Source organism: Armatimonadota bacterium (genome assembly GCA_023511795.1).
Taxonomy (GTDB): domain Bacteria; phylum Armatimonadota; class UBA5829; order DTJY01; family DTJY01; genus JAIMAU01.
This window is the reverse complement of sequence record JAIMAU010000023.1, coordinates 1-13,518: the sequence shown is the minus strand read 5'-3', so window position 1 is coordinate 13,518 and position 13,518 is coordinate 1. Positions and strand designations below refer to the sequence as shown.

At 46.8% G+C, this 13,518-nt stretch carries 12 protein-coding genes; 9 read left to right on the top strand and 3 right to left on the bottom strand.

The window, feature by feature from the left end:
* Positions 1–40 precede the first annotated feature (40 nt).
* On the bottom strand, positions 41–892 hold the full coding sequence (locus tag K6T99_12055) for a G5 domain-containing protein (GenBank protein ID MCL6520552.1): 852 nt from the start codon (positions 890–892) through the stop codon (positions 41–43).
* Between the two features lie 319 nt (positions 893–1,211).
* On the opposite strand from K6T99_12055, the gene K6T99_12050 reads away from it, so the two are divergent.
* The 5 genes from K6T99_12050 (at position 1,212) to K6T99_12030 (ending at position 6,749) form a co-directional block, all read left to right on the top strand.
* Complete coding sequence (locus K6T99_12050) at positions 1,212–1,772, top strand: hypothetical protein (protein ID MCL6520551.1); 561 nt, start codon at positions 1,212–1,214, stop codon at positions 1,770–1,772.
* A 98-nt stretch (positions 1,773–1,870) separates the two neighbouring features.
* Positions 1,871–4,729 (top strand): insulinase family protein, encoded by a 2,859-nt coding sequence (locus K6T99_12045; protein MCL6520550.1) that lies wholly within the window; start codon positions 1,871–1,873, stop codon positions 4,727–4,729.
* A gap of 99 nt (positions 4,730–4,828) precedes the next feature.
* Complete coding sequence (locus tag K6T99_12040) at positions 4,829–5,281, top strand: hypothetical protein (protein MCL6520549.1); 453 nt, start codon at positions 4,829–4,831, stop codon at positions 5,279–5,281.
* Positions 5,278–6,018 (top strand): M48 family metalloprotease, encoded by a 741-nt coding sequence (locus K6T99_12035; protein MCL6520548.1) that lies wholly within the window; start codon positions 5,278–5,280, stop codon positions 6,016–6,018. Before K6T99_12040 ends, K6T99_12035 begins: the two co-directional genes overlap by 4 nt.
* A gap of 20 nt (positions 6,019–6,038) precedes the next feature.
* Positions 6,039–6,749 carry a glycosyltransferase family 2 protein gene (locus K6T99_12030; protein MCL6520547.1) on the top strand — a complete coding sequence of 237 codons (711 nt, stop codon included), beginning with the start codon at positions 6,039–6,041 and terminating at the stop codon, positions 6,747–6,749.
* 34 nt (positions 6,750–6,783) lie between these two features.
* On the opposite strand, the gene K6T99_12025 is transcribed toward K6T99_12030, so the two are convergent.
* Positions 6,784–7,512, bottom strand: coding sequence for an NTP transferase domain-containing protein (locus tag K6T99_12025; protein ID MCL6520546.1), 729 nt, complete (start codon positions 7,510–7,512; stop codon positions 6,784–6,786).
* A gap of 133 nt (positions 7,513–7,645) precedes the next feature.
* On the opposite strand from K6T99_12025, the gene K6T99_12020 reads away from it, so the two are divergent.
* Complete coding sequence (locus K6T99_12020) at positions 7,646–8,080, top strand: hypothetical protein (protein MCL6520545.1); 435 nt, start codon at positions 7,646–7,648, stop codon at positions 8,078–8,080.
* Positions 8,081–8,107: 27 nt separating this feature from the next.
* On the top strand, positions 8,108–8,833 hold the full coding sequence (locus K6T99_12015; protein MCL6520544.1) for a COP23 domain-containing protein: 726 nt from the start codon (positions 8,108–8,110) through the stop codon (positions 8,831–8,833).
* Between the two features lie 101 nt (positions 8,834–8,934).
* Here K6T99_12015 and K6T99_12010 read toward each other — a convergent pair whose 3' ends face one another.
* Positions 8,935–10,311 (bottom strand): MSCRAMM family adhesin SdrC, encoded by a 1,377-nt coding sequence (locus K6T99_12010; protein MCL6520543.1) that lies wholly within the window; start codon positions 10,309–10,311, stop codon positions 8,935–8,937.
* Positions 10,312–10,643: 332 nt separating this feature from the next.
* On the opposite strand from K6T99_12010, the gene K6T99_12005 reads away from it, so the two are divergent.
* A complete protein-coding gene (locus tag K6T99_12005; protein MCL6520542.1) occupies positions 10,644–12,830 on the top strand; it encodes a hypothetical protein in 2,187 nt (728 codons plus the stop codon).
* A 146-nt stretch (positions 12,831–12,976) separates the two neighbouring features.
* On the top strand, positions 12,977–13,518 hold a 542-nt coding region (locus K6T99_12000; protein ID MCL6520541.1), incomplete at its 3' end, for a GerMN domain-containing protein.

Here is a 13,518-nt window from a genome sequence, read left to right as displayed (position 1 = left end):
GTTCCTGCTTCCGATTTGCAGTTGAAAGTAAACCCAGTGGCTATTCTAAAATATAAACGGTAACCCACCGACTGCCGAATCGAATAGCTTCTCGATATGTATTGAAGCCAAGATCAATGCGATTGCCCTTTATCGCGCCGCCGACATCCCCAGCCACACAATAACCATATCCTTCGACATACAGCTTGGTGCCCAACCGAATCACACGCGGGTCAACCGCAACAATACCTTTTCCGGCCTTCATGCCACATGCTGTACGCCCGCTTTTGCTGCCACCACACGCATATGGTGCATAGGCAGTAGCGCGCATACGGAGACATCTGACGAACCCGCCACGTGATGCAAGCAAAGCGCCCCTCGATATGGAAACAACTTCGCTCCGTGGCTTCTGAAGAACCCTTGCACCAATAACTTCACTTGAAACTTTTTTTCCATTCTTGTAAATAACCTTGTAGGTTACCTCTTTCTCTCCGGCAACGCCCTTCTGAAGTACGACGCGGTCAAGGCGCGAGTGAGGATTGAATTTCGTTATAGTCTTATAAGGAATAGGCTCACGCTGAACAACAATTTTTTCTTCGATTCGAATGACCTGGATTGCCATTCTATGTTTTACCGGCGTGCTCAGGCTAGGTATGACACGGTCCTTTTTGCCAATCTCAACGCCAGCTTCTTTGAGAATCTCTCCTACCGTTCCCCGGCAGGAGACATATTCCCAAGTTTGGCCATCACATGTAATCGAAACCAAAACAGATTGCCTTGCACTTTGAGTAGACGCGGTTACGCCCATCGCAAAGATTAATGCGACAGCGGCAATGCACGGAAAAACCTTTCGCGCGAATTTTGATTCGCTAAGGAAACACAAGCTTGAACCTCTTAGGCCAAAAAATTGCATCTATCCGTCCCTCCGGCGGAGGAATTACCCAATTTTGCGCAAATATGAAACATCCCAGGCCCCATCAAGCAGCTTTTTGCACACCCACCTTGAGTTTTATAAAGCTTCCTCAATGAGCTACCTACAAGGCGTCATATTCTAACATGCTTGGAAAAGGGTGTCAACCAAGGGTAAGAAAGCATGCTACTATAGATACTACTTGGCTTTCGTTGTCAATTATTTACAATTGTTGCTGTTGCATAAAAGTCACAAAACCTCTATAATTATTGGTATCAGCAATAGATTCTTTAGCATCATTTCGCATTTTAAGCTTGTGTAAGTGGTTAGAAAGGTAAGTGTAGAGATGGCATTCGACGTAAAGAAACATTTAATCAAAGTACAAGGTGGCAAAGAATACTTGCCGGTAGCTTCAAGGTTGGTTTGGTTTCGCCAAGAACATCCTGATTGGGGAATTGAAACCAGGCCAGTTGCAATTGACGTTGATAAAGGTTATGCAATCTTCGAGGCTCTCGTTTATAACGCCGAAGGACGCCTGATGGCAAAAGGCACAAAAATGGAAACCTCAAACGGATTCTCGGACTACGTCGAGAAGGCTGAGACAGGCTCCATAGGACGCGCGCTCGCTGTATGCGGCTTTGGGACGCAGTTTGCGCCTGAGCTCGACGAAGGTCAGCGGATAGTTGATTCACCTCTTCCAATCGGTGAACCACTCCTAGCAGGAGCTAAGAGCGGCTCAACAGGAAAAGAGCCGGAACACTTCTATTGCACAACAGAAGGATGCGGTCGAGAAATAACAAAAGGACAAGCTACCTATAGCACAAAAGTATTTGGCCGCCCGATGTGCCCAGCCTGTCAGCGGGATGCGGCAACATCCAAATAAGACAAAATCGTATTCAACGAAAAGCCCACTCCCAATGATTAGAGTGGGCTTTTTTGTTATAATATCACCCCAGAGTTCGCTCATAGGAGGAAATATCTTTGAAAGCAAGAGCCGTTAGAATTATCCCAATCCTGATACTTGCAACCTTGCTTACATGTATACCGGCGTTTGCAACACAGGTTCGCGAAACTGTCCTTCCAAACGGCTTGAAAGTCATCACAAAAGAGGTCCATGCCGCACCTGTCGTAAGCTTCATGGTGTGGTACAAAGTTGGATCGCGAAACGAACAGCTCGGCAAGACAGGGCTCTCCCACCTTCTTGAACACATGCAGTTCAAAGGCACAAAAACCTTTAAGAAGGGTGAGATTGACGACCTGATTCGCAGAAACGGTGGAATAAGCAACGCAGCTACCTGGCGAGATTTCACCTTCTATTGGGAGACTCTCTCCAGCGAAAAACTAGAGCTAGCCATGCAAATAGAAGCCGACCGCATGGTAAATAGTCTAATTGACCCAAAAGAACTGGAAGCAGAGCGGATTGTCGTTCGTTCTGAGCTCGAAGGAGATGAAAACGATCCAGAGAGTCTGGTCTACAACGAACTTTATTCGCTAGCTTTCCGTTCACATCCTTATCTCTGGCCAGTAATAGGTCGCAGACATGATATAGAGAGCATTACTCGCGCTGACCTTTACAAATACTATAGAACCTACTATCAGCCAAACAATGCAACTATTGTAATAGTTGGAGACTTTGAGACTAATAAAGCGATTGAAATGGTTAGGAAGTACTTCGGCAAGATTCCTGCAGGGCCAAAACCGCCGGAGGTTACAGCAAAAGAAGAACAACAAATCGGCGAAAGGCGTGCGGTTGTCAGAAAAGCCGGTGCTGTTCCACGCATAGTAATCGGATTCCACACCCCTGCAATTGGCAACCCTGATATCTATCCACTTGACGTCATAGAGATTATTCTAAGCAGCGGGACGAGCAGCCGATTGTACAAAGCCCTCGTTGACAGGCAACTTGCAACATCAGCATGGGCGAGCGCATCGATTAGCAAAGACCCAAATCTTTTCATCTTAGGCGCAACCGCAAAAGATGGGGTAAAAATATCGGATGTTGAGGCGTCCCTCGTAGCAGAAATAGAACGGCTTAAGACAGAACCCGTAAGTGATGAAGAACTTCAAAAAGCACTCAACCAGCTTGAGGCTAGCTTTGTCTATACCAATGACAGCGTTACAAATCAGGCACGCCAGCTTGGGTATTTTGAAACCATATTTTCCTGGCGCTTTGTGGAACGGTACCTTGAAAATGTGCGAAAGATAACTAAAGACGACATCCAGCGGGTCGCCAAGAAATACTTCACCGAGAAAAACAGAACGGTTGTCACTTTTATACCTGAAGGAAAACACCCAGCAGAAGTCGGAGGCCAATGTCTGCCGCTCAAATTCAAGTATGCGGCATACCGACCCACAGAAAATAAGGCAACAGCTTGTGACGGCACTGATTCTGTCTTCGTCCATCCTGTTTTGATAGCAAACAAATGGCAAGCCAATTTCGGTCAACCTTCTTTCCAAAAGAAAACTATCCCCAATGCTAGCTTTGTCAAATTGTCATCGCAGAATCAACCACCAAGTAAGGCTAAAATTGCGAAAGTTAAACCGACATTGCCCTCCATCAAGCCCACAAGAGTCGTTTTGGATAATGGCATAGTAATCATTGTCCATGAGAACCGAAGCAACCCAACAGTCGGCATACAGGGCAGTATTAACGCAGGAAGTGCCTTTGATCCACCAGGCAAGCATGGATTGGCTGAAATGACAGCAGAAATGCTGATGAAAGGCACAACTCGACGAAGTGCAGACCAAATTGCGAAAGAGAAAGATTTTGTAGGTATGAGCCTGGATACCAATGCATCCACCGAATCGGCAAACTTCACAGGTTATGCACTCTCAAAATACTTCGACAAACTTCTTGACCTACTCTCCGATGTGCTAAAAAACCCAACGTTTCCAACAAACGAATTCGAGAAAGTGAAGGCGCACCGGCTTTCATCAATCAAGCAAGAGGAAGATAGTCCAGAAGCCCTTGCCTTTCGTACGTTCAAAGGCGCAATCTTCCCTTCCGACCACCCATATCATGCACTAACAATCGAGGAAGAGCTAGCAAATACATCTGCAATTGTGCGCGAAGACATTGTAAGTTTCTACAAGTCTCGCTATAGCCCAAAAGGAATGATTCTGGTTGTAGTCGGCGACGTTGACACCAAGCAAGCCATTGAAAAAATTAAGGCCTATTTCAGTGATTGGAATACCGACGCCTCTGGAGAGCGGCCAGTGATTCCGGACGTGCCATTACAGACAGAGATAGAAAAGAAAATAATTCCCATGGCAGACAAATCACAAGTAGATGTGATACTTGGCTATGCAGGGGGGTTAAAACGTACCGACCCAGATTTTTATGCCGCAATGGTAATGAACTTTGTGCTAGGAGGCGGTGGCGCTCTTGGCAGCAGACTTGGTGATGAGATTCGTGACAAAATGGGGCTCGTGTACGATGTCTACAGCACCTTCGAAGCAAACCTTGGAGCAGGGCCATGGTATGCCAAACTGGGAACAAATCCCAAGAATGTCGAAAAAGCAATCAAGGTCCTTATTGAGCAAATCACCCTCATGCGGAATAACGGCGCAAAAAAAGAAGAAGTTCAAACAGCAATTGACTACATCACCGGCGTTTTTCCTGTACGACTAGAAAAGAACTCCTCAATTGCGAATATCCTATGGGCAGCAGAGTTCTTTGGTCTGGGAATGGATTATATCCAAAACTACCAGAAACTATATCGGTCGGTCACTCTCGAACAAGTTAACGCAATGGCAAAGAAATATCTACATCCTGACAGGTACACTCTGGTAATAGCTGGTCCTTACTCAGAAGCTATAGAAAGTAGGAATTCAAGGTAGCAAGTAGTTGCACCAACATCACCTTGTTGGTATAATGACAGGCAATTGCTCTTGGTTTTGCACACACAGAGCAGGGGTATACGAATGACGGAGGTATGAATGGGAGGTAGCCGATATCGCGGCTGTATGTCCAGCCTGTTTCTCATGAGCCTGGCTACGGTCGCCATTGCCTTATCTATATACAATGCATGGCAGGTATCGGTATTGAAAACGCAAGTTTTGGCCCTGCAAATCAAGGTTGCCCAGCTTAGGGCGGTTAAGCAAACTGCTGGCACTCAGTCTACAAATTTTGCGCTAGTAGAAGAAGCCCGTAAACATATCGAGCAGGCAACAAAGTTAATTACAAACGGCAACTTTAAGACTGCAAAGGTCGAATTGCAAAAGAGCCTGCAGAAGCTAGACCGGCTACCTCGATTTACTGAAAAACCTAGCTGGACGATGCTTGAAGACCTTCGAAAAAAGCTTGACCAGACTAGCAATGCCTTAGAAAAGATTTGGAGTAACCAATCGAGGCCGCCCACAAACGACAGCAAAGGAGGGCGAACAAGGTGACAAACCTCAAACGCATGCTTTTCACGCTTTTTATTATAGCAATCGTCAGCCTGTTTGTTTGCGGATGTAAACCTGAGTCGCTAGTCAGCAAAAGTCAAGAGATAGAAATTGGCCAAGAAGCATCCCAACAAATAGAGAGCAGATATCCAGTGAACAAAGACCCTGCCCTAAATGCATTTATAAACCAAATTGGTCAAGATCTTGCACAGCGTTGTTCAGACAGGCCCGACCTTACTTACACGTTCAAAATCCTTGACATAAAGGATGTGAATGCTATTTCGCTCCCTGGAGGATGGGTCTATGTATACAAGGGTTTAATAGATGAGACCCAAGGAAAACCCGACCAACTTGCCGGCGTTATCGCCCATGAAATCGGGCATATAGCTGCAAGACACCATGCTCAAATGTTGGGCAGGGAGATACAAGCGCAACTATTAATCGGCACACTAACAAAGGGTCAAACAAAGGAGATAGCAACTCTTTTCGCAAATCTGCAATTTCTCCGATGGAGCAGGAAGCAAGAGTTTGAGGCAGATAAACTTGGTATTAAGTATATGTACCGCTGCCAAAAGTATGACCCACAAGGGCTAATCAATTTCTTTAATTCCCTTCTCCAGAGACAGAAGGACCAACCCTCGCGGTTCGAACAAATATTTAGGACGCACCCAGTAACCTCAGAGCGCATCAAGCGGGCTCAAGAATATTACGACGCTTTGCGCGCCGGAAGGGCTGAGTAGCATCACAATTTCCTGTTATGATGGAACACAAGAAGGAGAATAACTTGAGAGTCGCCGCTATTGTCCCAGCGTACAATGAAGAGCACCGGATAGGAGCTGTGCTCGACGCGCTCCGGCAATGTCGCAAATTAGATGACATAGTAGTGGTAAGTGATGGCTCTACAGACAGAACCTATGAGGTAGCAGCTAGCTATCCCGGAGTTACTGCCATTCGCTTGCCTCGCAATCTTGGCAAAGGCGCCGCCTTGGTCGCCGGCGTTAAGTGCGCTAGCGCAGATATCGTTGCATTTTTCGACGCCGACTTAATCGGCCTAACTCCCAACCTTGCGGAGGCACTTTTGCAACCAGTATTAGAAGGCAGGGCAGATATGAGCATTGGCATCTTCAAAGGTGGTAGGTGGCGTACTGACTGGGCTCAGAGCCTAGCACCTTTTATCTCAGGTCAGCGTGCGATTTACAGCAAGCACGTTCTCTCTGTTCCTGGTTTAGAACAAGCACGCTTCGGTGCCGAGATTGCATTGGGGAGATATGCTTCACAAAAAGGCCTCATAACAGTATTCGTTCCGCTCCCAGGAATGACGCATCCGATGAAAGAAGAAAAGCTGGGGAGAATTCACGGCACTTGGGCAAGGCTGAGGATGTATGGCGAAATTATAAAGTTTATAATTTCAACGTCACGAAGTGCAGTTCGTATTAGACAAGCTCTCGGCAGAGTAGATGATGGATTGTAAGTTCGCCTAGTACTTTGCGGCAGTAAACGTAGGGTTAGCTTCGGCTAGCCAATATGCGCTCAGCAGCAGCTAGATCATCATATGTATTAACGCCCAACACTTCCTCAGGTTCTGCGGACACGGAAATCACCCGCCTGTGTTGCTTTATCGCAATATCGACCATTTGAGTAAGACATCTCTCACCAGCTTCATTCTCCGTCATTAGGTTAAGATTATCCCACAGCCACTCTGCATTAAAGGCATAGCACCCACCATTGACTTCCTTGACAGCCTTCTCTTCGTCGGTAGCGTCTACTTCTTCCACTATTGCCATAATCTCGCCGTTTGAATCCCTAATAATGCGCCCATAGCCTCTGGGATCATCCAGTACTGCAGAAACCAATGTAATAGTTGGCTTCTCAAATAAGTGGGCTTCCATAAGAGAACGAATGGTTTTGGTTTTGAACAAGGGGCTGTCACCGCACAAAACCAGCAGATTGCGAGACTTGCCGCGTGCAAGCTCCGCAGCACAGAGAACGGCATGGCCCGAGCCAAGCTGCTCCTGTTGAAAAGCATATAAGTAATTATCGCCCAAAGTCTGCCTAACCTGCTCGGCCCCCACGCCAACAACAATTATCGGATGCTTTATCCCAACTTCTGCTAGTCTATGTAGCACGTGACACACCAGAGGCTGACCAAGGAGAGATACAAGTACTTTTGGCTCCTTGGACCTCATCCTGCGACCTTTACCTGCTGCTAATACTATCGCCTGAAATTCCGTCATATTTTGAAACACCGCACTATTGTAGCAATCTAGGCGTGATTTTCACAAGCTGTCCTTAGCGAATCTGCCAGTTTCGCGAATTAGGTTAAAGGGTATAAGCCAAAAAACCAAACGTTATCGAGGTGGAAATAAGATGGTTGCATACAAAATTATCTGTATTACTTTAGCGGTAGTAGTAGCATTTAGCATTTGCCTACCAACCGTGCAAGGACAATCTTTAGTCGAACGTGCGCTCAAATTGTTTGGCATTGCATATGTTGTCCGAACTTTCGGCAACGACATAAACAGATTTGTTAATCAGCTTGCAAGCCAGAATGGTGTGGAATGGGAAGGCACTACTAAGGTTGTGCCAATAATTTCGGTCGGCTCAGGCGCATATATTGGAGCTGCTCAAGTTGTCGGTCCAACAGACAAAGTAGATGATGTGAGGGGAGTTGGTCAGGCGGAGACCCAAATATCAAATGCCCGCGCAAGGCTACTTTTCCCGATGGACACAACAAACCCATTAAAGAATATGCGGCGCATCGAAGGAGTAGGTGTCTCGGCGATTCTCGACTTCAAGATTTAGCAACCGTGAAAGGAGAAACCGAAGAAAATGAAAAGGAAAGTTTTGATTGCTATGTCGGCTTTAATTATTGTAGTGGCATATGCATTAATTGGCGCCTCAAGACTTGACAAAACAGCGACATTGTCACTTGCCTTCGCCCAGGCGACTTCTGACCCCGAGATTACTTCCAGAAGCGCCATCATAAGCGGCCAGCAAGTGGGCGAAGTATTAATTGATAGCCAAGTTATATTCAGAATCAGGACAACTGCTGGCGGACTTTCTCCAGCACGCAGAGCTGAGATTGTTGCACAAAGATTAAAAAACATAGTGACAAAACATATTCAACCTGAAGACTTTACAACCGGACGCATAAATGGCCAAGATGTTGTTCTAGCAAATTCCGAGATTATAATTACGGCAGACCAGCCACATGCTAGGATAAACCAGACAACGCCATTCCTTCTAGCTCGGCAGTGGGAGAGCAATCTCAAATCAGCACTTTTCGCAGGAGAAGCAGAGACTTCCGCAACAGCCACCAGCCAGAAAGTCGTGCCAATAATTAGCGTTGGAAGTGGCACCAGAGTTGGAGGAGCGCTAGTAACTGGCTCACGAGATCAACTGGATAAGGTCACAGCTGTTGCACAAATAGAAGGGATGTTCGGCAATGCAATAAGAGCAAAAGTTTTGGTGCCGGTTTCTAGTGAGAACTTGGTTCAGCGCATAAGTCGGGTACCCCAAACTAGTGTAACCGGCCTTGTGGATATAAAGCTATAGATTCCTACATGGACTTTGGGTTTCAAAGCGGCTATTGATTGCTCTTACTCATGTGGTTCAGGTGCTGCGGTTTGGCATCACCGCAGCACCTGTGAGTCGAATTACATTCCAGGGCAAGGTGGGAGTGTGTCGTCATAAACCACCGGGCAGGGCGCGGGCTGGACGAAGTTCATGTTATTGTTTGCTTTGTCCAATGCGTCTTTAAAATACTCCTGCGTCATTCGGTCCCACGAGGCACCGTTAGTACAAACGTCATCGAGGATTTCGATAATTGTCTTGAACGTGCCATTGCCCATATAGATTATTGAGCTCGGATTAACATCGCCCACCAGAACATTTAGCCCCATAGCGAGCCACTGAGCAGCAAGCATGTATCTCATGTCTACGGCATTTGCATTTATTAGGAAGCGCTTAATTTCGCCTGGGCTATTAAGATAAGGCGCTTCAGCTCTTGTATAAGGCAGGCCCGCTAAAACCGGACAACTCAGAGCGCCAGACCCCACCACTATGCTCCATTTCTCTGGATTTTGGAGTATTGCTTGGCCGTTCTTATTCGTCCAGAAGCCCAGCGTTTTCCCACCACCAGCACCAAGACAAATGTTGCCGAAGTCAATATTTTCGACAGCGTAAAGATTCTGAATGCCTTCTTCCACGACAACGATGTAAACAACGCCGAGATCATTGTATTTGCTGGTAGTGACAGTAACCATAGGATCTGGGTTCAGGTCAATGCTGCTTTCCTTTGGACCTGTTTGCAGCCATGGACCCAAAGGCATCAACTCGACTACAACATATGTGCCAGGCGCTAAATTTGGGAATAAATAGTAGCCAGGTAGCACACCATCCCCGCCAGGGGAAGTGCATTGTATTCCCACCAGGTTTTCTGGTGAAATCGAGTTTTCAAATAAGGCTATTTTCCAATAAGGTATTCCTCCTTCGGTGGTATCTCTTTCTCCATCTAAATCAAGATCATAATATTTATATCCTGACAAACTAAAGAAACTTTGAACACCACCACCATCCTCACTACTCTTTACCCTGAAGTTGTCGGTTTTTGACTTCGCTGGCACGAACCCAAAAACCGCAGCAGGGTCAAGCGGGTCATAGTCTGCAACTGCCGTCACCCATACTTTATACTCCCCGCCAGGGTTTGGAGTGTCATCGAATGGATACAGCTGCTTGCAGCTAGTAATCCATCCACCAACAACTTCAACTACTCGCTCTTCCAATGGTGCAGTACTAAGCAACACCGAGCCTGATGGGTCAGTAACTTGGTAGTAATAATTCCCATCAGGCAAGCCTAAGCCACCTTTGCCTGATGGCCCGCCGTTCAGATATACGTCGGTTTTTGCATAGAAGATGTTGCGATTGACTGCCAGGCAATCAGCATCGGTTGTCCATATCGCTCCTGGGATTTGCGCCAACGAAACCGATAGCGCTGAAGCCAGCAGCAAAAGAGCAATAATAAAACTCTTCATTTCAGTCTGCCTCTTTTTTGAAACTATATTTTGAGCTGCCGTTAACCCAAAAACCCTAAGGTTTCAAACACCTCCTTTACAACTATTTTGGCTATCATCTAAATATAAGTCATTTAATAGGGCTTTGCTTAAGTTGCCTCATTAATAATGGCCGCATATTATTACTAAATATAACGCTTGGTTTTAATTTTGTCAAGCGTACACTTTGTTGATACCCAATAAGAAACTTACCTAAACTGCGCATTAAAAAATAATTGCAGGTTAATAGTTTGCCTGCGAATAACTTAATTTGCAAAGATAACATTTATCTTTGAATCGGGGTTTCCAATCACATGAAGCATTATAGCTGGACTACCACCATACTAGCGTTTTTTGTTTTAATAACCAGCAAGGTGAGTGGTGAAAAGATGCGTGACCCAAAACAATATCTTGAGCGAACTAGTTTTCAGATAGCCAGCCCCTTCAGTCCACAGGTCGACCTAAAATCCGATGTCGCAATAGTCTATGGTTTTGGCGGCAACGTTGCTGAGCGAATCAAAGGTTGGCGCGACCAGGGATATCGAGTACACCTAATGAGCGGCGTCGCGTGGGGAGATTATCAAGACTACTTCCACGGCCGCTGGGACGGCAAAAGCCATGAAGATGAAGCACAAAAGGATAAATATGGCAATCCAATTCTCCATGGGCCAGATGTTCCTTACGTTTCACCAACAGAAACCTTCGGCAAGTATCTCTGCTTAGGTGTTAAAAAAGCAATAGATGCGGGAGCAGAAGCAATCTACCTAGAGGAGCCCGAATTTTGGGTCCGCGGCGGCTATGCCGAGAGTTTCAAGCGTGAATGGGAGGCATATTATGGCGAGCCATGGATTCCGCCGCACACTTCACCAGATGCTCAATATAGGGCATCTAAACTGATGTATTACCTCTACCGGCGGGCGCTCCAGCAAGTTTTCGAATTCGTTATCGAATATAGCAAGCAAATCGGGCGGCGGATTCGGTGCTACGTCCCTACTCACAGCATGCTGAACTACGCCCACTGGGGTATCGTCAGCCCTGAACAAAGCCTTGTGCTTTTGAACGGTTGCGATGGATATATTGCACAAGTCTGGACAGGCACTGCAAGGAGTTGGAATGTGTACCAGGGAGTCGGCAAAGAACGGACATTCGAGTATGCCTTCTTCGAATATGGGGTGTGTAGTAATCTCGTGCGTTCTACCGGGCGGCGGATGTATTTTCTTAATGATCCAGTCGAGGACAACCCTGAGCACAGCTGGGCAGACTACAAACGCAACTGGGAATGCACGTTAGTTGCATCGCTTATGTGGCCAGACGTATGGCGCTATGAGGTTGCGCCGTGGCCTGACAGGGTATTCCTAGGCAAGTATCCTGTAAAAGATATTACCGAGCGAAAACCGGGGGAGGAAGTCGAGCGGGAGAGTATTCCTTCAGATTACGCCACAGAATTGCTAATAGTTATGAACGCCCTTAATGACATGAACCAACCTAAGGTTGAATGGAGTTGCGGCGTAACCGGCATCGGAATACTCGTTTCTGACACAATGATGTTCCAGCGCGGCGAACCAAACCCAAGCGATCCTCACATGGGGTCGTTCTTTGGGCTTGCTATGCCCCTGCTAAAACACGGGGCACTGGTTCACCCAGTTCAGTACGAAAACATAGGCCTTCCAGGATATCTTAAGCCGTATAAAGTTCTATTTCTAACCTACGAAGGCATGAAGCCGCCTACACCCGAGTTGCATACCCATTTAGCAAATTGGATAAAAGCCGGCGGAGTGCTCGTTTTTGTTGATGACGACGCAGATCCATATAATTCCGTGAAGGAATGGTGGAATACTAATGGCATGAATTACGCTGCACCTCGCATTCACCTCTTCGAACTGCTGGGGCTTAGTGCGAAATCAGGCGAAGGGATATACAAAATCGGCAAAGGTTCGCTTGTATATAAGCGAATTAGCCCAGCATCGCTGACCAAAGATGCGAAAGGCGCTGAGCTTACCATAAGCATGGCAAAGCAGGCATTCACTCAAGCAAAGCTGCCTTGGATTGAAACGAATCATCTAATTCTCCGCCGTGGGCCCTATATCATCGCCGCCGGTCTCGAAGAAACACCCAAAGTCTCCCCAAGGAAGTTGACAGGCCTATTTGTAAATCTTTTCGATGCAAACTTGAAAATCACCCGTCAGGTAACAGTTGACCCAGGAGCGAGACGTTTATTGATTGATTTGCAGAAACTTGATTTAACAAAGCCTAAAATCATTGCCTCGGCATCAAAAGTCCTCGGTGTTAAAGTCTCCCCGAACTCCATTCGCTTCCATTCCGAGGGACCATCCGGCACCGTTGCGGCAACTCGCATAGCGCTCCCCCGTTCGCCAAAGTCAATTAAAGTAGGAGAATACAGCCAAAACCAAGTTGAATCAATCTGGGATGCAAAAAGCAAGACGCTCCTAATCAAATACCCGAACTCGGCAGATGGCTTATGGATTGAAATATTATTTTAAAAACTTGACAAATAAGCTTGCTTTTACTACAATCACTTGCAGTAAAGCTCGCAAGCGCTATGTCGATCGTTTCCAACGCATCCAAAATCCCATGGCCACCAGCGATCGCAGAAAGCACGAGCAAAAATTATCATGGGAGGGATGCAATGAAAGCCTCAACACTTTTTCTCCTCATCACACTAGCGTGTACCTGTATAGCAGGTAGCGCCCTGGCAGGGCCGGTTGCCTACGTAGACGGCTTCGGCGAAATATACGTTGTGAATTGTCCGAAAGCCGTGGATGTCTACTCGGCATTGTCCCAGCTAGCCTCGCCGCCTCCTGGGACTCCATTTGCGGCAGGCCTCACCTCCGCCATTCCAAAGGGCACGAAGTTGCTTGATTTAAGAATTGAAGGAGATCAGGCAACAGTGAATTTCTCCAAACGCCTTGTCGCCGGTGGCGTTTCGGAAGCAGCCCTTATGGCGATTCACGACCAAGTTAAATGGACTTTGTATAACTGGGGAATCGACGCAAATGTCAATGTGCTTGCGGATGGAATTCCAATCGCCGAGTGGGTAGCACCAACTCCCGTTATCGAACCCCGAAGCAGCATTAGTATCAACAGCCTATCTGGCCGCAGCATCACCCTATCGCCTGGGCACGGTTGGTTTTGGAATGGCAGTGGCTGGTATACTCAGCGGCCTGTATA

Bases quoted from the DNA above. Each gene is read 5' to 3' on its own strand.
- K6T99_12040 (MCL6520549.1), top strand. From the start codon at position 4,829: ATGGGAGGTAGCCGATATCGCGGCTGTATGTCCAGCCTGTTTCTCATG.
- K6T99_12025 (MCL6520546.1), bottom strand. From the start codon at position 7,512: ATGACGGAATTTCAGGCGATAGTATTAGCAGCAGGTAAAGGTCGCAGG.
- K6T99_12020 (MCL6520545.1), top strand. From the start codon at position 7,646: ATGGTTGCATACAAAATTATCTGTATTACTTTAGCGGTAGTAGTAGCA.
- K6T99_12055 (MCL6520552.1), bottom strand. From the start codon at position 892: ATGCAATTTTTTGGCCTAAGAGGTTCAAGCTTGTGTTTCCTTAGCGAA.
- K6T99_12005 (MCL6520542.1), top strand. From the start codon at position 10,644: ATGAAGCATTATAGCTGGACTACCACCATACTAGCGTTTTTTGTTTTA.
- K6T99_12010 (MCL6520543.1), bottom strand. From the start codon at position 10,311: ATGAAGAGTTTTATTATTGCTCTTTTGCTGCTGGCTTCAGCGCTATCG.
- K6T99_12030 (MCL6520547.1), top strand. From the start codon at position 6,039: ATGGAACACAAGAAGGAGAATAACTTGAGAGTCGCCGCTATTGTCCCA.
- K6T99_12015 (MCL6520544.1), top strand. From the start codon at position 8,108: ATGAAAAGGAAAGTTTTGATTGCTATGTCGGCTTTAATTATTGTAGTG.